The following is a 24,171-nucleotide window of genomic DNA, read 5'->3' as shown; positions in this document are numbered from 1 at the left end:
GTATCCTCATGGAATACGACGCATATGCCTTGTCGCCACTCGATTTATCTTTTGCTGAATCGGATATCCGCTTCGACAAAATCACCCATCTGGCTTCAAAGCTTCTGCGGGCACCTGTTTCACTACTCACTGTCATTGACGATCTGGGAGATCGGCAATTGCTGAAATCTGCCGTAGGTGTCCCAGACGAGTTGCGACAGAGCCGCTCCACGCCGCTAAGCTACTCCTTTTGCAAACATGTGCGAGATAGCGATGCTCTTTTGTATTTGGCGGATGCTCGGGAACATCCACTGCACATGCACAATCCGGCAATAGATGCGTTTGGCATTATAAGCTATCTTGGCGTCCCATTTCACGGCGAGCGAGGCAAGCCGCTGGGTGCCCTTTGCTGCATGGACCAACGTCCGCGAACATGGACTGAGCAGGAAGTGGAGCTTTTGATGCAGTTGGCTTCGATCGCGGACGACCAGTTTTATTTGGCCTCTGCGGTAAGAGATCGAGCAAGGGCTAAACTTCTTGCTGAAAAAGCGGCGTCGACCCGAGCAAGTTTTCTATCGCATGCGAACCATGAGGTCCGGACGCCTTTAAGCGCAATTTCTGGGGCCGCGCGCCTTCTTGGTGCTATTTCGACAGATGATAAGACGCAAAGCTTGGTCGAGGTGATCGAGCGAAATACCTCTCGGTTGCGCGCGCTCACGGATGATTTGGTTCGCATCGCTGAATTAGATACCGCTACTGCTTCCATTGCGGCAGAATCTTTTGATCCTATCAACGTCATCGAAGATGTTGTCGCCCGAAACCGCGAGGCCGCGCAAGCCAAGGGGATAGCTCTGACATCGAATAGTCTGGCCCCAGACAATATGGTCTTTTTGTTCGACGCTCACATTCTCACAAACGTGGTTGATCAGCTTGTGGCAAATGCTATCAAATACACGGCCGCTGGTGAAGTTCGGGTGACAATAGAGGTGCTTTCGCAAGAAGGCACTGTCATTATTCGCGTTAGCGATACCGGAGTGGGTATGGGATCAAATCTGCAAAGCAGGCTTTTTGATGAGTTTGAGGGCCATGATCCGAGATCTGCCCGGGACGGTGGCGGGACCGGCCTTGGGATGAACATCATTAAACGTGAAATCGATTTGCTGGGGGGCACCATATCTCTGTCCAGTGGGCTCGGTAAAGGGACTCATTTTACCATTCGCCTCCCAACAGCCCGTAGCTTGGTGGATAGTGAGCTAGAAAAAGCGGTCGAGCAGAATGACCACCGCTATATCACCTGTCTTGAATGTGGTGAGAAGCTGAGCATTCTGCGTCGCCATATTAGGCAGAAGCACGACATGACGCCGGAAGCTTATCGCACTAAATGGGGCTTGCCAGACGACTTTGAACTTTCGAGTCCAGCTTACAGGGTAATGCGGAACGCTGTTAGAAACCGCAAATAAAACACCTTGCCATCTGCGGCGAACGGCAGGTTTGTCCGCACAGCATACCTCTATCCAGAGCGCAGCGAAAGTCCGGTTTCCGCCCAAAGAGACCTCACTTAGTGCTGGACTGTGCATTGGCATCCGGCAGCCTCCCAAATGGCCTCGGATACCTTTGAAAATGAGGCCGACTTAACACTATTACTAATAGTGTTAAACATTCAGGTGCCACGGCCACCGGCTCAGTAGGATACGGGGCCTGTTACCACTTCTAAGTTTAACAGTCTTCATGCATAGTGTTAAATATGAGCGAAATGCGCCTCCACGATACCCAAGGAAATCGGCTCTATCTTAATGCCGAGGAGCGCGCCGCTTTTCTGGCTGTGGCCCGGCGGCAGCCCGCCCGCGACCGCACCCTCTGTGAGACCCTGCACTGGACCGGGTGCCGACCGTCCGAACTCCTGGAGATTACACCGGCCAGGATCGACCTATCCGGTGGCACAATCGCGATCCGGTCCCTGAAAAAACGGCAAGACGCCGCAGGACGTCAGAAAACCGTGTTCCGGACCGTGCCGGTCCCACCCGAGTTCCTCGATACTTTGAACACCGCCCATGGGATCCGGGAGGCTCAGAAATCGCGGCGCAAAGCGACCGCACCTATCTGGGATCTGAGCCGTGTCCGGATCTGGCAGATCGTGAAGCGGATCATGATTGATGCGAGTATCCCAGATGCACCGCACCGTTCCCCTAAGGGTCTCAGGCATGGATTTGGCGTACATGCGACAGTTCAGGGCGTACCTCTGCACATGTTGCAGCGCTGGCTTGGCCATGCGCAACTCAGCACTACTGCGATCTACGCCGACGCGGTCGGAAAAGAAGAACAGGGCATTGCGTCCAGAATGTGGGGGAAGTGCTGATCATGTTACCCGTCGAAGAGAGAATACTGCTTTTGGATGAAGTCGCCAGCACGGCTCTCTCATCGTGGCAAATACACCTTTTAGGTCATGAGCGCTTTGCAGAATTCCCAGAGGAACATCGACAGCATCCTGCCTGCCTAGGTCATCGCAACGTTACAAACCTGCTTAGCATGATCGGCGCGAAGACTCCCATGTCGCTTCATCTTTACCAACGGTTGTCGGGCGTCTTATGAGAGCCATACTCACGCGGCGCATCGCACAGCGCAAACCGTTACGCTTGATGAAGATAATGCGGCACAAGGCACGCCGGTTATCAACGCGTGCCACGCCATGGTTCTTCGGAAAATAAGGCCGCAGCCACTCCACCTGTGCTTCGCTCAGCCTAAATAAGGTTACTCATCGATTCCCATTTAATTCGGGAACGGTAAACTATGCAGACCCTCAATCTCAGGCCGATTGATGGGACCTGAGCCGAGGGAAACAGAGATTATTAGTAAGCGGTGGCCCGGGGTCACGTTGTAGGGTGTGATCCGCGCTGCGAGAACGAACTCATCTTATGATGGGGAGTGCGTTTCGCAATGTGCGCTACAAATTCGTTTCTCAGAACGCTTGGCGTTGAGATTTATGCGTCCGGCCACCGCCGTTGGTCGGATACCGCAAAGGCACAGGCTGTTGCGGACACGCTTGAGGTTGGTGCAACGGTGAACGCCGTCGCTGAGCGATATGGCATCCTTCCGAACCAGCTATCGGCGTGGCGTCGACAGGCCAAGCAAGGAAAGCTGTTATTACCCGCGCCGGATGCTGACGCGCCACTCTTCGCTCCACTGGTCGTTTCTGCTGGGCCGGAGGAGGCCCCAGAAGCTTTAACCGTTCCGAATGAGGCGATCAGATTGATCTTTGGTGAGATCGCCATCGAGCTGCCGCTGCAAACCTCCGCCTCTCGGATTGCAGAGATCGCCCATGCGCTTGAAGCTTCTTCATGCTGATGCCATCGCAAGGCGTTCGGATATTGGTTGCGACGCGGCCGGTGGACTTCCGTAAAGGGCACGATGGATTGGCTTCGATGGTTCAGTCGGCACTGGCCCAGGACCCCTTTACAGGAACAGTCTTTGTATTCCGCGCCAAGCGCGCCGACAGGATGAAGATTTTGTTCTGGGACGGGAGCGGGCTCGTGATGACCTACAAACGACTCGAGGAGAACAGCTTCATTTGGCCCGCCATTCGAGATAGCGTGATCACCTTGAACCGCCCCCAATTCGAGGCGCTTTTTGCAGGGTTGGACTGGCGTCGGGTGCGCTCTTTAGAACCCCGCAGACCGGCTGCGGCAGAGTGACTCGGGGGCGCAAAAGGCCTGCCCATTTGGGCGTAAATCAAGTTATAATCCGGGCATGTCCAACCTGCTGCCCATCGATATATCCGCCATCCCCGAGAGCCAGCGTGAAGCTGTCTTGGCGGTGCTGCGCGAGAACAATTCGCTGAAGCAAGAGACGACCGGGCTCCAAACCAAAACATCCGAGCTGGAAGTTTTGGTTAAGCGTCTGGAGCACCTAATTGCCGAACTCAAGAACGCCACACATGGCAAGCGCTCGGAGAAGTTAAGCGAGGATGAGCGGCAGCTGGCTTTTGAAGACCTTGAGGTGGCCGTCGCCGAAGTTGAGACCCAGCAAGCTGAGCAGACCTCCTCAGAGGCACGGCCTCGCAAAGCTGCCCGGCGCAACCGTGGCAATCTTCCCGCAGACCTTCCACGGGTTGAACGGGTGGTCGAGCCTCAGAGTTTAAGCTGTCCCTGCGGATGTGGCGAGATGCACCGTATTGGCGAAGACCGCACCGAGCGACTGGATGTCATTCCAGCGCAGTTGCGTGTCATCGTCACCGTTCGCCCCAAATATGCTTGCCGCTCCTGCGCTGAAGGTATCACGCAGGCCCCGGCTCCTGCGCATTTGATCGAAGGCGGGTTGCCGACCGAGGGCGCCATCGCGCATGTGCTGGTCAGCAAGTTCTCAGATCACCTGCCGTTGTATCGTCAAAGCCAAATCCTTGCCCGCTCCGGCGTCGATATCCACCGCAGCACTTTGGCCGATTGGGTCGGCACAGCGGCTTTCCATCTGAGCCCTGTCGTGGACCGCTTGGCTGAGCATCTAAAGAAGTCCGGCAAGCTATTTATGGATGAGACAACGGCCCCCGTTCTGGACCCAGGTCGAGGCCGCACGAAGACAGGATACCTTTGGGCACTGGCGCGCGATGACCGAGGATGGGGTGGAGATGATCCGCCAGGCGTTGTCTTCACCTATGCCCCGGGTCGTGCAGGGCAGAATGCAGAGCAGATATTGCGGGGCTTTGACGGCACTCTGCAACTGGACGGCTATGCTGGCTACAACCGACTGACGCGCCCGTCGCGGAAAGGCGGCGCGCCGATCACCGTCGCGTATTGTTGGGCACACGCGCGTCGCAAGCTGAAAGAGGTCTTTGACCGAGACGGCTCAGAGATCGCCGCAGAAGGGCTGCGCCGGATCGCAGAGTTCTACCGCATTGAAAGCGAGATCCGTGGGATGGGTTCCAGTCAGCGCCTCTCGGCACGTCGGACCCGCACGGCTCCATTGATTGCAGAGTTCGGCGAGTGGCTTCAGAACCAACGGTGCCGGATATCCTCGAAGTCCCGCCTCGGCGAGAAGTTGACCTATATCCATCGGCAATGGAGCGGGTTGCAAACCTTTCTGCACGACGGTCGGGTCGAAATCGACTCCAATGCCGTCGAAAACCTGATCCGCACAATTGCTCTGACGCGAAAGAATGCGCTTTTTGCCGGCCACGACGAAGGTGGCCACGCCTGGGGCCGCATCGCATCTCTCATCGCCACCGCGAAGGTCAATGATGTCGAACCGTTCGCATACCTCAAGGCTACCCTTGAAGCGATTGCGTCAGGTCATCCTGCCAATCGCATCGACGATCTTCTTCCGTGGAATTTCCAGCCGTAAAGCTGACCCGACAGTGCCCTCCTAGGAGCGCTTACATGCGTCCCGCCATGTCTCTAAAATCAAAAAACCCGGCCCCGTCAGGGGCCAGGCTTCTTCCGCCTATTCGGCGGTCGACATAGTGAGTTAGGCCGCCTATTCGGCGGGAAACTTGGCTGCCTATTCGGCTGCCTTACCTCAATAACCATACACACAACTAGTTAAGGCATGATTAAAGAATGGCCTTCTAGGTGTTGGTACCTGATATTTAGACGTCTAAGCACCAGATAACTCCACCCCGTAGTCCCTGAGAAACTCTACCGTAGTCGCCATCGTGAAACTCCCGCCCAATATCCATCAGAAACGGAGTCGCAGCTCAGGCGAAAACTGGGAAGGTGCTGTCTAGGCAACGCTTACGATTATTATATATTTAGTGTTTGCTATACATTGCGCCCATATTAAATGATGCGTAATTACAACATGTATTAAAGTTAAGTTAAACAACCTATGGGTATTGTTGTGTGTCATCGAAATGCTTGAGATGTTGCTGTGGTTAATATCAATCCACTAAGGACCTTCCAATGAAGACTTTTACCTATAGCATGGCTCTAGCCCTGCTTGTTTCCGCACCAGCGCTTGCAGGTGACTTGGTCACCCCAGTTATCGAACAACCCGTAATGATGGCTGAACAGCCTTCAGTTCAGACATGGGCTGGCGGCTACATTGGTGGCAACATCAGCTACGGTTTTGGCTCGCTCGATGCGAACGATGATTTGGCTTCGACTTTGGCCACCAACGGCTTCAGTGACAATCTCTCCGAACCCGATGGTGTGTCGGGCGCATTGCGAGCGGGCTACGATTGGCAGTTCGGCCGCGGCGTGTTCGGTCTTGGGGCTGAATACAATTTTGGTTCATACGACGGTGACGGCGAGGGTGTTTTGGCGGGCTCCGGAGTGAACGTCGAAATCCAAGATATGGCGACAATTTTTGCGCGCGGCGGCTATCTTGTGAAGGATAACTTCCTTGCGTACGGCCTATTGGGCTACAGTCAGGCCGAAGGCGAAGTTTCGCTCGGTGGGACTAAAGAATCCGAGGACCTCGACGGCGTGACAATCGGTTTCGGCGGTGAATACATGTTCACCCAGAACTGGACAGGGTACGCAGAGTATAGCTACACTGATTTTGGTGATGTTGATAACACTGACGGCCAGCTAGAAGCTGATCTTCAGCAAATAAAGTTCGGTGTGAACTACCGCTTCTAAACTTATAGGCCTCCAGAACCCTAAGTTTGAACAGCTACCCGGGTAAATAGGGTAGCTGTTTTTTTATTAGAAATGCAACCAGCGTCAGTTTAGCGAGCTGGATACTTTAGATGCCGACATGAGTGTTGATGCGCGATGAATGACTTAGCGACTCAGACTTCCTCATATGACCAAAACTACAAGCAATAATTTTTTAGAAAGCTGCACGTTGGTTTCAATAATACGAGTGTCGTTGACCACATCTCTTACAACCCTTTTCAGGCATAGTTGTGCTCTCTCGCCATGAATGAAATCCGATTAAGCACAGAAAATATTTAAATTGTTTTTTACACATGAATTCTACTCTGTTAATTAAATCTAGTAATTTGCATGTGCGAAATAGAACTTTACATCAAATTTGAGCTACTCTTTGGTCCTGCTGATCTGAGATTTAGTCTTGATATATGGTATCAGCATTGAAACCTAGTTACCGACAAATTCAGCATTGGCTTGGAATATTCATGCCCCTCTTTAAGGACATTGATGACCTTGACGCAGGTGTAGAACTGATCGAGCTGCAAGCCCCGTACCAATTCACGTTATATTCTAGGGAAAGATTACTCTTCCGTCTATCTCCAACCCCAAAATTTTTAGATACACTATTATTTGGCAACTCAAGCAGCATCATGCATCACGGATATAGTAGCGCCTATTAAGCGCGTTAATTATAGCTTCAGCGTCCTTTGCTGGCATTTGGTCTAGGCTCTGGACGCAAAATGATGCGAAATGGTTTTCATTTAGATGAGACAATACATTTTGGAGCTCCGTTCCAGTAGGTCGACCTGGACGAATATACCCGACATCGAAAGGACCCTCCACTCGCGCACCTCTTGCCATCTCTAAGTGATTGCTCAAGCCGATCGGCGAAACCTGTCGAGATGACCTAAAACGATAGCTAATTTGCTCCCTTAGTTCTAGCACTTTGTCTTTGTAATGTGTCTGGAGTGTCGAGCGTCGCATCGGATGTGGCTGATGTTCAGAAATGAGGTACTTGTCCTTCAGTCCCGCTAGTCTCGCTGCATCACGTTGTGCGGCATTATAGCCGGGACGATCCTTGCGAACCTTAGATTTTAGCCACTGTAATGCCGGGTTCGGGAAAGATCTAAAACTGCCCCGAATAATAGGTGTACCATCGTAAAAGTAATCCTGAGGCGTCATCGGTCGCCCTACGAAAATATCATCGTTCAAATATAAAAACTGCTCCGCCAAGCCCGGAATACGATGTATCATCGTTTCAATCGACCTCGACGAGAAAACCGGCAAAAGATCAGCATGCTCTCCAAAAATATCTACGTGATCGACGACTTTGACATTAGAGTACGCTGCCAAAATAGGATCTAAGATCACTGGGTGCTGAGCATCAGTAACGATGTGTATGTTCCTCAGGAATGGGCAAAATTGTAGAAGTGACAGTACTGCAAATCTGATTTCCCCCAAGCTATCGAAGCGTGTTGGCTCATATGAGCTTGGCGATACCGTTTGGTCCAAATATTTGGCGCGTTTGTTTTGGTGCTGCGGGTCTGCACCGTTCACCCAAGTAACTACAGCATCAATCATTTTAGGTCTTTCAGTTCAAAATTTTTACCCTTGGAAAATCAGCTTACGAGAACTGATAGATCTTATTAAGCTAGTATCTTCAGCCACAAATTAGAATATCACAAGTCCAGTAAACTAGTCAAATACGGCGACGGAATCGGATTTCCTAAATATTTTTATGGCGACTTCTAGTTATGGTAAGAGTAGTGCTAGACTACGAATAGAATGAATAGCCCCTAGTTTCCTAGACACCTTCTTGGTTCACATTGAACTGTCTGTTTTCGAAGTTGACAGGCGACAGCATACCGTTTCTGACATGTTTGCGTTTCGGGTTATAGAACATTTCGATGTAGTCGAAGATGTCCTGTCTGGCCTGCTCGCGGGTTTTATATGTTCGACGCCGGACGCGTTCCCGTTTGAGCAGGTTGAAGAAGCTCTCAGCGACCGCATTGTCATGGCAATTCCCGCGCCTGCTCATCGAGTGTTCGATATTGTGGGCCCGCAGAAACGCCGCCCAGTCCCTGCTGGTGTATTGTGAGCCTTGATCCGTGTGGATCAGGACGCGTCGCTTAGGTTTGCGTCGCCAGACAGCCATCAGAAGGGCTTGCAGTACGAGGTCTGTTGGTTGCCGCGATTGTGTCGCCCAGCCGATCACACGTCGTGAGTAGAGGTCGATGATAACCGCCAGATAGAGGAACCCCTCATAGGTTTTGATGTAAGTGATATCGGACACCCAGGCGGTGTCTGGCGCTGTCACATCAAACTGCCGGTCTAACGTGTTGTCGACGACGACTGACGGCCTTCCACCATACTTGCCCGGCTTACGTTTGTACCCGATCTCAGCGCGGATCCCAGCCAAACGGGCCAACCTAGCAACACGGTTTGGGCAACTGGTCTCACCCAACTCCACCAGATCGTCATGCAGCTTACGGTATCCGTAGACCTTGCCACTGTCGTTCCAAGCTTCTTCGAGCAGCTTGGTCTGACGCGCATCCTCACGCGCACCGTGGCTTAATGGATTTTTAATCCATGCATAGAACCCGCTGGGATGGATATTGAGGCAACGACACATCCTGCGTACCGAATACTGAGGGCGGTGCTCGGCAATAAACGCGTACTTCACCTTGCATCCTTTGCGAAGTACGCAGCGGTGAGTTCAACCGGTCAGCGCAATAGGGTGTATTTGGCTCTGCCCTGAAAGGATTGCGCTATGCCTCGCACTGGTCGCCCCGGCTTATCCGCCGAACAGAAGTTGGAACTCTGGACACGTTGGAAGAACGGAGAGTCGCTCAGCGACATCGGCCGCGCTTTGGGCAAACATGCAGCTTCGGTTTTTACCATTGTCGTGGCTAAAGGCGGCATAGCGCCAGCGATTAGGCGACGACGACCGGGGTCCCTGACGCAGTCGGAGCGTGAAGAGATCTCGCGTGGTTTGAGTGCTGGCCATTCACAGCAGCGCATTGCGTCTGTCCTTGGACGCTCAGCATCGACGATAAGCCGAGAAATTACCCGTAATGATGGGCGACAAGCATACCGCGCCGCGAAAGCTGAGGAGAGAGCGATGCAATCTGCACTTCGGCCCAAGCCCTGCTTTCTGTCGACGCACTCTGCTTTGCGGGCCATGGTGGCACAGAAGTTACAGGAGCAATGGTCACCCCAGCAAATAGCGGGATGGCTCAAGATCACGTTCGACGGAGACGAGACCATGCATGTCAGTCACGAAACGATCTATAAAAGCCTGTTCATTCAAGCCCGTGGTGTACTGAAGAAAGAGCTGATGGCACATCTGCGCAGCCGTCGGATCATGCGTAGGGGTAAAACGGCCAGCACAGCGGGGCAGACCCGTGGGCAGATTATTGATGCGGTGTCGATCCGGGACAGGCCGGCAGAGATTGAGGATCGCGCGGTGCCAGGCCATTGGGAAGGCGATTTGCTGAGCGGAGCCAAAAATAGTCACATCGCCACGCTGGTGGAAAGGACTTCCCGCTTTGTCATGCTGGTTCAAGTGAAGGGCAAAGATAGCAACACAGTGGTGGACGCACTCATCCGGCAGGTTGGCCAACTTCCCAAAAGTGTCATGGCATCGCTGACTTGGGATCGCGGCACTGAGCTGGCATATCATACCAGGTTCAGCGTCACGACGGATATCTCTGTCTACTTCTGTGACCCTCAGAGCCCATGGCAGCGCGGCAGCAACGAAAACACCAATGGGCTTTTGCGACAGTATTTTCCTAAGGGCACCGATCTATCATCCTTCAGCCAAGACGATCTCGACCAAGTGGCGCTGAAGCTGAATACGCGCCCAAGAAAAACACTTGGTTATGCAACGCCCTCTGATAGGTTCAATGCAGCCCTTGCGTTGACCGGTTGAACTCACCGCCGCTTTTTTTAGGATGTCGCGCTCCTCCGTCATCCGCGCCAACTCACGCTTGAGCCTGCGGTTCTCAGCTTCATGGTCAACAGATGATGTCTGTGACGCAGCTTTTGCGTAGAGCTTCATCCATTTGTAGAGCGAATATGTACTGACGCCCAACCGTTCCGAAACCTCGCGAACGGCATACCCCCGCACTGTTATCTGATGGACTGCATCGCGCTTGAAATCGTCACTGAAATTTGGCTTCCCCATAACGGCCTCCTTGCCTCAAAGTTAGGGAAGAAAGCGTCTACAAATCTAGGGGCTATTCACACCGCCCTCCGCCTGCTTCAACACTGCCATGATTTGCGCGTCGCTAAATCGTCCGTTCTTCATCGTAAATCTCCTCAGATATCCTGCCGAGAAAATTCTACTTTTGAACACCTCTAATTTTAGGGGGGATTACCCTACAATTGTATATTACCTGTATCCATGGCATGCGAACTACAAATTTAGTAGCTATCCAGTTTGATGAGGAACTATGTTTGCAGAGTTAGTGAAATACTTTGACGGTCTGTGTAAGTGGTACAAATATCGATCTGTCTTTAGTCGATTTTACCCCCCTCCAGGCATCATTGAACTCCAAGACCCGCCGTCTCAACGCCTCCTATCTGTAGATATTTGCATTATAACTCATTGCGGCTTTCCCGGTGGAAATGCTGCGACTACTGTCACAGAAGCAGAAGCCTTTGTCGAAGCAGGATACAGCGTCGCGATTGTGCATTGCAGCGTCAGGAGAAGCCGATGGAAATGGAATTGGACGGCCGAACGATATCTACTCGTAGCAGACACTATTTACCCAGCGCATCGCGTAAAGCACGTCATATGTAACAAATTGATTGTACGTGGTCCACGCATGATGCTGACTAATAATTTCAGACGGCTCACAAAGAGAATATCGGCTGAACATGCCATATTCGTGGTTAACAACTCGGCATATGGAGAAAATGGCAAAACCGTTTTCTCATGGTCTGAACTGCACAAGCGAATAGCCTCATTGGGCTGGCCCTCGGTCGAACTCTGCCCCACCGGACCAATTATTCGTGAGGAAGCCGAGCGAGAAATGAGCAAATCTAAGGAGGTGGCTGAACTATCCGTACGAGATTGGTCGCCAGTAATCGAAGCCTCCAAATTCAAATTCCGACCTCGCAACAACATGGTTCCGCCGATTGTCATTGGGCGCCATGCGCGCGACCACCCAGGGAAGTGGTTGGTAGATCGGTCGGACCTCCTTGCTGTTTACCCGGAAGATGATCCGGATATTCAGGTGGACATATTAGGCGGTGCTGAAACAGTGGATAATGCCCTTGGGGGAGTGCCAAGCTGTTGGACTGTACGTCCATTTGGCGTAGACAGTGTCCAAACTTATCTTGAACATTTAGACGTGTTCGTAAATTTTCCTTCGCCAGCACTCCACGAGGCATTTGGCCGCACAGTCGTTGAGGCGATTTTATCGGGTTTGCCGGTTATCCTGCCGCCCAGATTCGAGGCGACGTTTGGTGATCTGGCTTTCTATTGTGCGCCGAACGAAGTACGCGGTCTCATCTCGGCGATTTCCGAAGACGATACCTCGCGACTCGCATATCTAGAAGAAGTCCGAACCATCGCCGAGAATTTATATTGCACACCAAACCTTTTATCACGGCTTGATAACCGGGTTGCCCCGCAAAAACCGACTCTAGATGGCGATGCTGGCCGCTGGCGTCAGGCAATGATTCAGGCATCGACCGCTCCTTCGTAGTATAATCGCAAACCAGTTAGGATAATATCTCGATCTTGTTGCGACATCATGTCTAAGCTTTGAACGCAAAATGATGCAAATGCACACTGATTTAATTTTTTCATAGTCTCAGAGAGAGCACTTCCGGTCGGACGCCCTGGTTTCACATATCCAACGCCTTTTACCGGGACTGTTGCATTGTTTAGGTGAGGCCGGGTTGGGGCGATGTAGGTTTCCCGGATCATGCGCCGGCAAACAACTGGCTGATGAATTTTATCTCCCCTCGAACGCCTGGTTGCTTGTGATGGATGTTGCCGCGTTTGATAGTTCTGATCGTCTCAATCCCACTCAGGGTCGCTTTGGCTGATCGCAGCGATCGAAAGCTCTGTCGGTAGCCGAGAAGCCGTTTCATGGCTGCATGATCTCTTTCGATGAGATTGTTGCGCCGCTTTCTGTCGATGTGCCGGATGCTGTCAAAATGTGGATAATAGCGATGATTAATTTCGCGAATGACGCGTTGATAGCTCTTCGCTTTGTCGGTCACAATCGTCACGGGCGGGTGCAGTCGCACACGCTCAATCGCCTTGTTCAGAAAGGCTTTAGCGGCCTTCGCGTCCCGTCGTGCAGTGAGGCGAAAATCGACCATCTGACCGTTCGCGTCGACAGCCCGCCACAGGTATCGCCACCCGCCGCCCACCCGGACATAGGTCTCATCAACATGCCAATCGACACTGGCCCGGCGCAAAAATTTTTCCGCTCGTTTGGTCAATTCAGGTCCGAATTTCTGAACCCAGCGATACACCGCCGACCGATCAATAGTGATCCCGCGCTCTGCGAGCAGATCCACAACGTCCTGGTAGGACAGTGGATAGCGCAGATATCACTGCACCGCGCAAAGGATGATGTCGCGCGGAAAACGGTGATGCTTGAATGGGGATCTGCGCGGCATGCTCAACCTCAAAAGCCCAAAGCTGGCCGACGCCGACGATTAACGCAACAGTCCCATCGCTTCTACGCTCTCGCCGGTGACCCCCCTGCTCGGCCGGGATTAGTGAAAGGCACCACCGGATCGGGTGCCCCCATTGCGGTAGAGCTTTGGTCCCTACCCGTTGAAACTGTCGGCAGCTTTCTGAAGGACATTCCTGCCCCGCTGGGAATAGGCACTGTCGATCTGTCAGACGGGCGGCAGGTGAAAGGGTTCATTTGTGAGGCCGAAGCAATTGCAGATAGCGCAGACATCACCCAGCTTGGCGATTGGCGGCAGTATCTAGCGCAGGTGTAAGGTTGGGGGCGGGTGGCAATTGAAACGCCTCAAAATCCAGCACGTCAAAGCCTTCCCCTACAGCCTCAATCGCCCGGGCATACAACGCCACATACTCTGCCAACATCTGGCCTAGCGTGAACAACCGCTCCACCCGCTTCCGCGCTTCAGTGCGGGGGATGGTGATCGCCTCCTTCAGCGCATTTGCCAATTCGCCAGCATCTGCCCCAGCATAACGCGCCACATCGCCAGCCACCTCATGGATCGCCCCATTCTCGACTGTAGCGATTGGCAGGCCGCAGGCCATGGCCTCAATTGCGGCGAGGCCGAAGGGTTCGTCCCAAAGCGGCGTGAACAGCAGGACAGAGGCGCGGGCAATGGCCTCGGCCAGATCTTTACCTTGCAGGTGGCCGCCGTAGCGGGCCCCTTCACCCAACAGCGGCGAGATTTTTTTGTCGAAATATGTCTGATCCTCGATCGTGCCGTAAAGCGTGAGCGGGATACCAGCGAGCTTCGCGGCCTTTGCAGCTAGGTGCGGCCCCTTGGTGGGCGTGATGCGGCCCATCCAGACGGCGGTGCCGTCGCCTTGGGGGCGGAATGGCCAATCGGCCAAGTCGATGCCATTGGGGACCACGCGGGCAAAGGGTGCAGTACCGTCATCAAACCACGTTGCCAATTGCCGCTGCGAACAGGTGGTAAACAGCGACCACGGCGCCCCTCCATCGGCGATGGCACGCTTCAATACATCGAACGGCGGCACATGCAGGGAGGTCACCATCGGGATCCGATGCCGTGCGGCGAAGCGCGGAGGAAAGCGGTGCAGTGAATTGTTATGCACCACGTCGAAACCGCCATCGGCAATGCGCGGCAAGATACGCTCGAACGCTTGATCCAGATGCCCCGTCAGCTCCGGTGTGCCGTGCCATTTATGCCAGGGGAACTCCCTATCATAATGAATGTCGACGACGGGTTCGACCTTGCCACCCCAGTCGCTGTCACCGGCAGCAAAAAGGGTCACGTCATGCCCCCGCGCCCGCAGCCCGCGACATAGATGCCAGCAATGTGCCTCCATCCCGCCCATAAATGGGCGTGCGATAGGAAAGCGCACATGTCCGATGACGGCGATCTTCATAGCGTCACTCCGCAGCGAAGGCAGAGATACGGTCTTCGCCCACTTGGGCGGCGGCGCGGCGCTCTTCCTCGGTATCCAGATCGCACTGAAGCTTGTCCAACACACGGCGGCTGTTGGCGTAGGGCATATCGCCGGTCTGGCGACACAGTTCGAAATCCGCCTCATCAGGCGCGCGCAGGATGATCAGTGCCTCTTCACTGTTGTCGATCAGCCCCATCAGATGGAAGGCGTGCAGCCAATGCCCCATCGTGCGGTGCCCCCAACGGGCGCCGAAATATTCGGCGTTGCGCACCACGGCGTCGACATGGTGGATCGGCGGCATGCAATGGTCGTGATACTGGTGATAGACCTTGGCCCCCTTCATCCACCAGATGTCGATCCCCCGGGCGTCCAGCACGCGGCCGAAATCTGTATCCTCACCGCCATAGCCGAAATAGCCTTCATCAAACCCGCCACTGCGCGCCCAATCGGTGCGGTGCATGGCGAAGTTGAGCGACCAGAAACAGCGGTAATCCTCGCAATAACGCAAGCCTTCTGCCGGCGGCCCCTGTCTGTCGGAATGTTTGACCCCGATCTTGTCGAAGTGGTGGAAATCAAGCCCACCTTCCGTGGTGCCTTTAGGCAGATAGGCGACTTCGCCCATCACCAGCCCGCGGCCATCGTGGCACGCCTCGGCTATATCGGCGACAAGATCGGGGTGCGGGATGCAGTCGACATCGACAAAGGCCAGAACGGCGCCGCTCGCCTTGGCCGCAACCGCGTTGCGCGCGGCGGCAAGGGGAAGCTCCCCATCGGCGCGAGAGACTTGGATTTGATGGATGGGAAAGGGCGCGTCGGGCAGCCCCTCGTATAGCTCATCCTGCATGGCGGCGATCACCAATTCACGCGGGGGCACGGTTTGCGCGGCCAAGCCACGGATAACGTTGTGCAAGTGGGCATCGCGGCCGCGGGCGATTGTCAGAACGGATACGTCACGCATGGTGAACCTCCTTCAAAGATGTTGAAATGTCGGAGCGGTCCCAGAGCCGATCGGCCAAACTGCTGAGCCAATGCGCGGTACGGGTCGCCACATCGGCCCCCCCCGCCAAAGCGCGCTGCCTCGTTGGATTATGTTGCTGCTGTGCCTGCTCAATCGCGGCGCGCCAGGCATGGGCATAACTTGGCATATGCGGCAAATGCAGCGCGGCACCCGCTTGGCCCAAAGCACGTGCTTTCTCCTCTTGCTCGTCGAAATAGCGCCATTCCGGCACAACGATCCACGGCTTCGCGGCGGTAAGCACTTGAGCGCAGGTTGTGTTGCCGGTCGATGAAATCACCAGATCCGCCGCCGCAATATAGTCGGGGGCGTCGTCGACCCAGCCTTTATGAATTAGGTTCGGCGGCAAGGTCGCATGCCAATCGCGCTGCACCTCGCCGATAGTGATCCAGTCCATCTGCGGATAGCTGCGCGCGGCGACACCCAAGGCAGCCTCGGAAATCCCGTTGCCGCCGCCGCCACAGACCACCAGTGCCATGAGGCGTTTGCCAAGCTTCAGTCGCGCGCGAGCAGCCTTTACCTTCGGCAGCGACACATTCACCCCCAAACCCGGAGCGTAATGAATTTTCTCAATCCAGGCGCTCCAACCCTCCTGCGCCAAATCCGCGTGGAACGGCGCCAGCAACCCCGCGGAGCCGTCATAAGCCGCCCGATGCCCCGCATCACTGCGGTCGCCGTGCTGCAGAATTTTGACATGCGGCACCGAGCATAGCCGCGCCAGCTGCGCCACCTCGGCTGAGACATCGACGATCATCAGCTCCGGTGCCTCAGCGGCAAAGAACTGCGCCATTGCAGCCATCGCCTTGCGAATGCCGGACCATCCAACGGGGGCGCAATGGGTCGTGTCAGGCGTATCGAGCAAGGCGGCTCCACGCGGCTCATCCCCCCGCGCCTCGAACAGCGAGGGCAGCTTTTGCACCGTCACATTCTCACGCAAAGGCGGAAAGATATCGTCGCGCGCGCAGAAAATCCGCACCGGGCGCGCCTCTGGCAGCGCGTTGACTACGGCGGCGCAGCGTTCGGCATGGCCCCGCCCTTGGTGATGCACGAAATAGCCGAAGGGCCGTAGGGGAGCGTCAGGAAAATCACGCATAATTATTCGCCCGCCATCAGCATCGGCTGCGGCGTGCGATAGTATTGCACCCCATCCAGAACCCCCGCCGCATGTTTCAGCGGCGAGCGATAGACCGAGGCCAGACCATCCAGCTCCGCCAGCGCGTTTGCGGGCAGCACGGCGTTCTCGAAGCGCGAGAGCATATCCAGATCATTGCCACTATCCCCCGCCACGATCACGCGGTCGTCCGACATGCTACGCCGCGCCGCCTCGAACCGGATCGCGGCGGCCTTGCCGGCCTGTACGGGAATGATATCGATGAACTTCTCATGGGACGGAATGATGCGGGCCGAGGCGCCCGCCTGATGCAAACGCGCCTCGATCGCGGATACATCGCTGGTGGCGCCGAACAGGCTGACCTTCCAACGGCGCTGGTCATAGACCGGCTGAAACCTCACGTCGGTGCCATGCAATGCCGCGCGCACCGCTTGCGCGTCCCAATCCTGCGTAACCAACGCCGCGTAATTCTCACACAGGGTAAACCCGCTACCCTCACGGCGCCAAATCTCTGTTCCGGTAGAGCTTACGATTGTATCGGGCGTGGGCAAGTCCCACTCGGTCAACACGCGCTGCGCCTCTGCGACCGAGCGACCGGTGGCGACAGTAAAGGCATATATTCCTCCCTCCCGCCCCAGCCACTGCGCAAACGCTCGCGCGCTGTTGCGGCAACCGGTGAGCGTATTATCGATGTCACAGGCAAGCAGATGATCGTAGCGCACGTCGCCGGTGACCACGATCTCAGGCACCTTCGTCACTGCCTCCATCACCCGTTGTGTACGCATAGCCCAAGCCGTCCAGTCGTAGGTCCGCCGCGCAATGTTCTGCGCCTGCCGCGCCGCCAGCTCGCGCTTTGGCGCAATCAGCACTTGGCGCAACCCGCGGGTGACGCTTGCTGTATCATAGGGATCAATCAATGCACCAAAGCCCAGCTCAGGGATGATGTCCGACGGCCCGCCAGATTGCGTTGCAACCAAAGGCACGCCCGCCTGAGCCGCTTCAATCAAGGTCAGGCCAAAGGGCTCGTGAAACGCTGGGTTGCAAAATACACCGCCCTCGGCTGCCAGCGCATAAAGATCACTGATATCTTGCGCAGAGTGTTGCCGTGGCAGTGCCACCTTGCCCCAAAGATCATGCCGGTCGACCCCGTCAAAAAGATCAGCAATCACCGCATCACGCTCGCTGCACCCCTGCCCCAGCCCGTCACGCAGCCCCGCGATAATCACAAGGTTCGCGCGTTCTTGCAGCGTGGGGTCAGACGCATAGGCATCCACCAACCGCCGCAAATTCTTCTTCCGAATGGGCCGCGCTATGGCGAGGATTATGGGTTTATTCACATCCCTCAGAAACCCGCCCAACATTTGCCGCGCACGGGCCGCATCGCCTGCTTCCTGCACGCAAACCCCCGGCCCGATCCGATGCGCACGCCCTTCGGCATTCGATACAAGTTTAGGAATTTGCCGCTCCACTTCATCTCGGGACGACGCAATAATCGCATCCGCCTCTGCCAGCGCCCGAGTCTCGCGTGCGATCCGCGCTTTCAACTCGGCCGAGGGTACCTCCCTCGGCACTAGCTTCTCCGCCCCCAGCGAATGCGCGGTATAGATCACCGGAATCCCGAACCTCTCCCGCGCCGCTAGGGCCAACTCCGCCGCATCTGCAAAATGCGCATGGATCACATCGGGACGCGCTTCCCCCATCGCCTCAAGTGTCTCTAACAGGGCGCTTTGCAATGACGGAAGCTCCCCCACCAAATTACCCTTTTCCAAATATTCAGCCCGATCGGACGCAAGTCGCACCACCCGACACTTGGGCGCGATATCTTCCTCGGCTTGTGCAAAAACAGCCCCCAGCTCCGGCGCATCAAATAGACGCGTCACGATCGTGACCTCATCAACCTCAGGGAGTTTCGCTTGAGCCATAGCGGAACCAAGAACATAGGCGATGTGCCCACCGGTATCTTCTGTCATGCCGTACTTAACGGGCGGGGCGGAGAGACATCCGCCCAGCGAAATATGCATGATGCGCATATCAGCCTCCAAAAATTTTGATGTATTCAGAGCTCAGATTGCAAGCTTCACATAGTTAACAGTAAAGTTACCTTATGGTTCCCGTCGGATTGAGAGATTCTTTTCAGTCACAGGTGAACGGGCAAGCCGCATAAAGCCGCTATGCCCTACGACGTGCTTTCAACTTGCCGCATCCCACGAACACCCTAACTGAAACGAGCGGGAAAGAGGGACCTCATGACACCACATCGCTATGTATTCGTCGGCGGGCTGCATCGCTCGGGCACCAGTCTGGTTGCGCGCGTGATCGGCGATTTGCCCGGTGTCAGCGCCATAAACGCGGCCCCTGTGCCAGAGAATGAAGGCGTCTATTTGCAAGGTGCCATTCCCCATACCGCACGTCACGGCATGCCAATGCAATTCGCCACCGATCCTGCGCAGCATCATAAGGAAGGATCATATTTCGACAGATTAGAGACTCAAATGCGGCTGGAACGGGACTGGGCCCCGTTCTTTGCCGATGCGCCATGGCGTGTGGAAAAGTCGCCTGTGAACCTGACACGGATGCGGCTTTATCAGCAGCTTTTCCCACTGTCGCAATTCGTCGTCGTGACCCGCCACCCAGAGGCGGTTGCGGCCGCCACCTCCAAATGGGTCGACATAGATCACGACACGATGATGGACCACTGGCTGGATGCCCATGACATCGTGCGGCGGGATTTGGCGTATTTGCACGCGGTGATAACCGTTCGCTACGAAGATCTGATCGCTAATCCCACCGCAACGCTGGCGCGTCTCGCGGCGTTTCTTGATGTGGATACGGTGCCTGCGCCTCAGGGAATTCGCGACGGCAATCTCGATTATGCTGGGACGGGCACGCTTTTTGCCAGCCAGGCGGAACGGGCGTCTGAATGGGGGTATGGGCCCGGGCTAAAAGTATCGCCTTGGGTCGGTGTCAACAGTCACCCCTTGCGGCGCATTGTCGAGAATGTTGAGGCGGCGGCGGGTCGCGAAGCGCTGACATAACCTCTGCCCACTCCACAAAAATCGATACAAAACTTGTATTAGGGACGGATACTTCAAGCGTCTCTCCAGCCGAGGTTCGCCCGTCACCTTCCTGTCAGAACTGATATCAAGCGCGAGGCGGAACTTTTTTCACCGCGCGTGGTTCAATCTAAACTAGCAATTTTTCGACCCTCGTTCTCTTCCCCACCAGCGCGCTTCACCCTCAAATGAGGCAATTCCCATGCGGCCGGTGGAAGAAACGCTAAACGAACCGCGACGCCTCCTTGCGCCGCAGGTGAGAGATGATTTGGCTTCCCGAAAGGCTACGCAGATGAACATTCGTACTCAGGTAAAGACCCATTCCCAAACAGCTACGCCCTTTGCGGCCACGCGGATCGCGGACAATGTGCTCGACCTTATCGGCCAGACGCCGATGGTGCGTCTGCCCCGCTATCTCGACCGCGAAGACGTTAATCTGATCGCCAAGGTCGAGGCGCTGAACCCCGGTGGCAGCGCCAAAGACCGGCCTGCGCTTCACATGATCGAACGCGCTTTGGCGGACGGTCGGCTCAAGTCGGGCGACACGGTGGTTGAGTCATCATCCGGCAATATGGGGATTGGCCTGGCGCAGGCCTGTGCGGTGCATGGTCTGCAGTTCATCTGCGTCGTCGACCCCAATGCACAGTCCCAGAACGTGGCGATCATCCGTGCCCTTAGTGGGCAGATCGAGCTTGTAGATTACGCCCCCGATGGAGATTTTCTCGCCGCGCGTCTTGATAGGGTCGCCGCCCTTTTGGAGCAAGACTCCCGTCGTTTCTGGCCCAACCAATACGCCAACCTCGACAACCCGGCCTCCCATGAACTCGGCACCATCGCCGAGATTGACGCGGCTCTTGGGGGCCAGATTGACGTACTCTTCGTCGCCTGCTCCAGCACCGGAACGGCGCGGGGGTGTCGCGATTTCTTGCGCCGGATGGGGCGTAAGACAAAGGTCGTCGCGGTGGATGCTATGGGCAGCACGCTCTTCAACGGCAACGCAGGTCCGCGCAAAATCTCCGGCATGGGGGCGGGTCGTATCCCCGAGCTTGCTATAGGGCAGGAGTTCGACGATCTCGTCCGTGTCTCCGATGTGACCTGCGTCGCCGGGTGTCGCCGCGCGGTCGCGCGCGAAGGATTGTTGGTGGGCGGTTCCGGTGGTGGTGTGCTTGAGGCGGTGCGCAGCATGCAGGATGAACTCGTCGGTCAAACCGTCGCCGCGATTATCCACGATTCCGGTTCGCGTTATTTGGGTACCGTCTTTGACCCCGAATGGGTCGAGCGGGAGCTTGGGATTTGCGAGGCAGATGTGAAAGCGCTGGCAGGATTGGCCTCCGCGGATTCATGAGCGAGAGACAGATTGCGATTGTCGGCTGCGGCCCCAAGGGTCTGTATGCGCTTGATAGTCTCTGCGAAGCGGCTCGGCGTGAACCCGAACACCGTTTTGTCGTTCATATTTTAGAGCCGTCAGTGCATCCCGGTGCGGGGCCGGTCTATGATCCGCGCCAGCCCGAGGTGCTGCTGATGAATTTCCCCGCCGGCCTGATCAACGCTTGGACTGGTGGGCGCGGTCCCTCGTTTCTGGAGTGGGCCGCGGGTGGCCCAAGCCCCGTCGATGCGGGGGATTATGTGCCACGCGCCCGTGTGGGCCAGTACCTGTTCTGGAGCTTTGAGCATGTCATCGCGCAGGCCCCGTCCAATGTGAGACAGATCCGGCATGAAACGCGCGTAAACGACCTGCAGCGCGTAGCGGACCGGTGGTCGATATCGCCTGTTAACATCACCGTTGATCACGTCCTGATCACAACCGGACACCAAGACGGGTTTCGTCACGGCGCAACCAGTACGCTCGACCACATCCCCTCCCCCTTCCCTATTGATCGGCGCCTAACCCAGACCGCCGTGCCGCCTGCGTCAACCGTGCGCTGCAAAGGTTTCGCCCTCACCTTTATCGACACGATGCTCGCACTGACCGAAGGCCGCGGCGGGGTCTTCGCCCTCTCCGCCACCGGCTATAACTATACCCCCTCAGGACAGGAGCCGCGCCGCATCGCCCCCTTCAGCCGCAGCGGTCGCCCGATGCGCGCCAAGGTCGAGGCGGCACTGTTCACGCAGCCGAAAGACGACGCCTTCTGGGACGAACGGCGCGCCGAGCTTTCGCACATCCTGCGCGGCACAAACGCTACCTTCACCCACCACATTTGGCCCGCGTTTTTGTCATTTTCCGATCAGGTTCTGGGCGACACCGCCGGCACCAGCGCCGCGTTCTTCACCCACCGGACCGAAACCACCTTCACCCCCGATGAAATCCGCCAAGACCTGCGCATCGGCTATGACATCGCCATGGGGCGCCGAGCCCAGGACAGCGCTTGGGCTCTGGCCGAGGTCTGGCGCCGCTGCTACCCGCAGCTGATCAACTGGATCAGCCACCGCGAGATGGCCCCCGACGATGCCCACCACTTCCGCCAGATCGCGGCAGAGATGGAGCGGCTTGCCTTCGGCCCGCCCGCGCAGAACATCGGCAAGCTGATCACGCTGGAACAGGCGGGCATCGTCAGCTTTGACCATATGTCGGGCGAGGCCACGGCAGATGTCACGATCAACGCCACGATCCCACCCGCTGGCGGTGCCGAGCTTGCCGCCCCGCTCGACGGTCTTTTGCGCGACGGGCACCTCAGTATCGGCACAATGAGCGGTGTTAGGGTCGATAAAAACGCGCATGCCCTGACACGCGACGGCATCGCAAAGGGCCTTTCCGTCATCGGCCGCGCCACCGAAGGCTGCGTGCTTGGCAACGACACGCTGTCGCGCTCCCTCCATGATCTTCCCGAAAACTGGGCCGCCGCCGTCGTGCAAAACGCCCGCCAATCCAACGCGCTGGAGCATTCCCTATGACTATCCCGCAAACGATCTTCAGCCCCTGCCACGGCGTCGTCCCCCTGCGCCCGCGGCTGGAAAACTGGATGGCAGAGCTGTTGCGGGATCGCCCCCGCCTCGATGCGCTGACCGACCGATTTGGCGCGCCGCTCAACATCCAGTCGGTCGATCCTTTCCGCCGCAATATCGCGCGGCTGACCGATTGTGTGACCGACTATGGCCTGCCCTTCCTGCCCATGTTTGCGCGCAAGGCGAATAAATGTCTCAGCTATGTGCAGGCCGCGCGGGATATGGGCATTGGCATCGATACGGCCAGCCATGCAGAGGTGGAACAATGCCTTGAACAGGGGCTGCCGGGTGACCGTATCGTCTGCACCGCCGCCGTCAAGGATCGCGCGCTGATGACCCTTTGTGTGGGTGGCGGCGTGACTGTGATCCTTGATAATGAGGATGAGCTGGAACTGTTGGAGGACGTGGCCGAAGGGGCGACCAAGCCCGTCTCTGTCGGCCTGCGCCTCAACGGGTTTGAGCGTGACGGTACAAAACTCTATTCGCGGTTCGGCTTTCCGCTGGCGCAGGTCCCTACTCTCGCCGCTCGCATTGTCGCGTCAGAAACGCTCCGCCTCGACGGGCTGCACTTCCACCTCAACGGCTATAGCGCCGAGGATCGCATCGCCGCGATCCTGCAAACGCTCCCCCTGATCCACAAGATCAAGGGCGACAGCACCGCGCCTTTCTTCCTTGATATCGGCGGCGGCATCCCGATGAACTACCTCGACGACGCGGCGGAGTGGGAGACATGGCTGGCCGAGCTTGACCGCGCCCTGTCCGGTGACCGCACCCCCATCACCCAGCATAACGACGGGCTGGGACGCAAAGCAGACGGTGAAGGCAAGGCCGACAGCTACCCCGTTGCGCAATCTCTGGTGCAAGAAGACTGGATGCGCCGCATCCTCGATCACATGGCCGACGGTCAAACCGTGGCAGCGCATCTGAGGGATGCGCATATCTTCCTACGTTGCGAGCCGGGGCGCTCGCTGCTGGACGGTTGCGGCATGACCCTCGCCCGCGTCGCCTTTTGCAAACGCGACAGCGCCGGCACCCCCGTGATCGGCGTGCAAATGAACCGCACCCAGTCCCGATCCGGCTTCGCCGAATTCGCGCTGGATCCGCTGATGGTCGCCGCCCCCGGCCCGCGCAAGGAACCTATCGAAGGCTACCTCGCCGGCACCTACTGCACAGAAAGCGAATGGCTGACGCGGCGCAAGATGTCCTTCCCCCAAGGTGTCAAACCCGGAGACCTCATGGTCTTTCCCAACACCGCTGGCTACCTGATGCATTTCCTCGAAAGCCGCTCGCACCAGTTCCCACTGGCGCGGAACGTGTTTGTGACGGAAGGGAACGCGGGAGCCGTCGCGCTGGATGATATCGACGGGGGGTAATCGCCC

18 protein-coding genes and 4 pseudogenes are annotated in these 24,171 nt (G+C 56.5%); 13 read left to right on the top strand and 9 right to left on the bottom strand.

Translation table 11 applies throughout. The features are described from left to right. The first annotated feature begins 8 nt into the window (after positions 1-8). Together BLQ98_RS15630 and BLQ98_RS15625 are read left to right on the top strand one after the other, a co-directional pair. Positions 9-1,439 carry an ATP-binding protein gene (locus BLQ98_RS15630; RefSeq protein ID WP_167354566.1) on the top strand — a complete coding sequence of 477 codons (1,431 nt, stop codon included), beginning with the start codon at positions 9-11 and terminating at the stop codon, positions 1,437-1,439. Positions 1,440-1,723: 284 nt separating this feature from the next. Continuing rightward, entirely contained in the window at positions 1,724-2,335 is a 612-nt protein-coding gene (locus tag BLQ98_RS15625; RefSeq protein ID WP_093734183.1) for a tyrosine-type recombinase/integrase, read from the top strand. A 208-nt stretch (positions 2,336-2,543) separates the two neighbouring features. Here the strand turns inward: BLQ98_RS15625 and BLQ98_RS18525 are convergent. Then, positions 2,544-2,716: pseudogene (locus BLQ98_RS18525) on the bottom strand (transposase); the annotation flags it as partial. A 197-nt stretch (positions 2,717-2,913) separates the two neighbouring features. On the opposite strand from BLQ98_RS18525, the gene BLQ98_RS15620 reads away from it, so the two are divergent. The 4 genes from BLQ98_RS15620 (at position 2,914) to BLQ98_RS15605 (ending at position 6,548) form a co-directional block, all read left to right on the top strand. After that, positions 2,914-3,321, top strand: coding sequence for a transposase (locus BLQ98_RS15620; protein WP_093734182.1), 408 nt, complete (start codon positions 2,914-2,916; stop codon positions 3,319-3,321). Continuing rightward, positions 3,315-3,668, top strand: coding sequence for an IS66 family insertion sequence element accessory protein TnpB (gene tnpB / locus BLQ98_RS15615; protein ID WP_093734181.1), 354 nt, complete (start codon positions 3,315-3,317; stop codon positions 3,666-3,668). The genes BLQ98_RS15620 and tnpB overlap by 7 nt, the downstream gene beginning before the upstream one ends. Positions 3,669-3,723: 55 nt before the next feature. Beyond that, positions 3,724-5,310, top strand: a complete 1,587-nt coding sequence (gene tnpC, locus BLQ98_RS15610; RefSeq protein ID WP_093734180.1) for an IS66 family transposase — start codon at positions 3,724-3,726, stop codon at positions 5,308-5,310. Positions 5,311-5,867: 557 nt separating this feature from the next. Further along, positions 5,868-6,548: an outer membrane protein gene (locus tag BLQ98_RS15605; RefSeq protein WP_244148460.1), complete on the top strand. Its 681-nt coding sequence runs from the start codon at positions 5,868-5,870 to the stop codon at positions 6,546-6,548. Positions 6,549-7,211: 663 nt separating this feature from the next. Here BLQ98_RS15605 and BLQ98_RS15600 read toward each other — a convergent pair. Both BLQ98_RS15600 and BLQ98_RS15595 read right to left on the bottom strand, forming a co-directional pair. Further along, complete coding sequence (locus BLQ98_RS15600; protein ID WP_093734179.1) at positions 7,212-8,144, bottom strand: stealth family protein; 933 nt, start codon at positions 8,142-8,144, stop codon at positions 7,212-7,214. A gap of 223 nt (positions 8,145-8,367) precedes the next feature. Next, positions 8,368-9,267: pseudogene (locus tag BLQ98_RS15595) on the bottom strand (IS3-like element ISSusp1 family transposase); the annotation flags it as partial. 66 nt (positions 9,268-9,333) lie between these two features. On the opposite strand from BLQ98_RS15595, the gene BLQ98_RS15590 reads away from it, so the two are divergent. Continuing rightward, complete coding sequence (locus tag BLQ98_RS15590; RefSeq protein WP_093734178.1) at positions 9,334-10,494, top strand: IS30 family transposase; 1,161 nt, start codon at positions 9,334-9,336, stop codon at positions 10,492-10,494. Here the strand turns inward: BLQ98_RS15590 and BLQ98_RS15585 are convergent. Further along, a pseudogene (locus tag BLQ98_RS15585) lies at positions 10,471-10,749 on the bottom strand (transposase); the annotation flags it as partial. The gene BLQ98_RS15590 and the pseudogene BLQ98_RS15585 sit on opposite strands and share 24 nt — an antisense overlap. Before the next feature lie 643 nt (positions 10,750-11,392). Here BLQ98_RS15585 and BLQ98_RS18130 point away from each other — a divergent pair. After that, entirely contained in the window at positions 11,393-12,277 is an 885-nt protein-coding gene (locus BLQ98_RS18130; RefSeq protein WP_244148459.1) for a glycosyltransferase, read from the top strand. Between the two features lie 220 nt (positions 12,278-12,497). Here BLQ98_RS18130 and BLQ98_RS15575 read toward each other — a convergent pair. Continuing rightward, positions 12,498-13,205, bottom strand: a pseudogene (locus BLQ98_RS15575) (IS6 family transposase). Between BLQ98_RS15575 and BLQ98_RS18680 the strand changes: the two are divergent. Beyond that, entirely contained in the window at positions 13,179-13,538 is a 360-nt protein-coding gene (locus BLQ98_RS18680; protein ID WP_425263964.1) for an allophanate hydrolase-related protein, read from the top strand. The pseudogene BLQ98_RS15575 and the gene BLQ98_RS18680 overlap by 27 nt on opposite strands. Here BLQ98_RS18680 and BLQ98_RS15565 read toward each other — a convergent pair. From BLQ98_RS15565 to BLQ98_RS15550, 4 genes are read right to left on the bottom strand one after another with little or no spacing between them, the layout of a single operon-like run. Next, complete coding sequence (locus tag BLQ98_RS15565; RefSeq protein WP_093734176.1) at positions 13,495-14,649, bottom strand: glycosyltransferase; 1,155 nt, start codon at positions 14,647-14,649, stop codon at positions 13,495-13,497. The genes BLQ98_RS18680 and BLQ98_RS15565 overlap by 44 nt on opposite strands. 4 nt (positions 14,650-14,653) lie before the next feature. Then, the gene (locus tag BLQ98_RS15560) at positions 14,654-15,628 is read right to left on the bottom strand and encodes a glycosyltransferase family 2 protein (protein WP_093734175.1); all 975 of its coding nucleotides are present in this window, start codon (positions 15,626-15,628) and stop codon (positions 14,654-14,656) included. After that, positions 15,621-16,778 (bottom strand): glycosyltransferase, encoded by a 1,158-nt coding sequence (locus BLQ98_RS15555; RefSeq protein WP_093734174.1) that lies wholly within the window; start codon positions 16,776-16,778, stop codon positions 15,621-15,623. The genes BLQ98_RS15560 and BLQ98_RS15555 overlap by 8 nt, the downstream gene beginning before the upstream one ends. Before the next feature lie 2 nt (positions 16,779-16,780). Further along, positions 16,781-18,826 carry an HAD family hydrolase gene (locus BLQ98_RS15550; RefSeq protein ID WP_244148457.1) on the bottom strand — a complete coding sequence of 682 codons (2,046 nt, stop codon included), beginning with the start codon at positions 18,824-18,826 and terminating at the stop codon, positions 16,781-16,783. Positions 18,827-19,042: 216 nt separating this feature from the next. On the opposite strand from BLQ98_RS15550, the gene BLQ98_RS15545 reads away from it, so the two are divergent. The 4 genes from BLQ98_RS15545 to BLQ98_RS15530 all read left to right on the top strand — a co-directional run bounded on the left by BLQ98_RS15545 (position 19,043) and on the right by BLQ98_RS15530 (position 24,165). Continuing rightward, positions 19,043-19,831: a sulfotransferase family protein gene (locus BLQ98_RS15545; RefSeq protein WP_093734173.1), complete on the top strand. Its 789-nt coding sequence runs from the start codon at positions 19,043-19,045 to the stop codon at positions 19,829-19,831. Between the two features lie 310 nt (positions 19,832-20,141). After that, positions 20,142-21,194, top strand: coding sequence for a 2,3-diaminopropionate biosynthesis protein SbnA (sbnA, locus tag BLQ98_RS15540; protein ID WP_093734172.1), 1,053 nt, complete (start codon positions 20,142-20,144; stop codon positions 21,192-21,194). After that, entirely contained in the window at positions 21,191-22,741 is a 1,551-nt protein-coding gene (locus BLQ98_RS15535) for an FAD/NAD(P)-binding protein (protein ID WP_167354565.1), read from the top strand. Before sbnA ends, BLQ98_RS15535 begins: the two co-directional genes overlap by 4 nt. Further along, entirely contained in the window at positions 22,738-24,165 is a 1,428-nt protein-coding gene (locus BLQ98_RS15530) for a Y4yA family PLP-dependent enzyme (protein WP_093734170.1), read from the top strand. Before BLQ98_RS15535 ends, BLQ98_RS15530 begins: the two co-directional genes overlap by 4 nt. Positions 24,166-24,171 lie beyond the last annotated feature (6 nt).

It is taken from the genome of Sulfitobacter litoralis, from assembly GCF_900103185.1.
Classification (GTDB): Bacteria; Pseudomonadota; Alphaproteobacteria; order Rhodobacterales; family Rhodobacteraceae; genus Sulfitobacter; species Sulfitobacter litoralis.
Note: the sequence above shows the minus strand (reverse complement) of the source record. Positions and strands in the feature narration are given on the sequence as shown.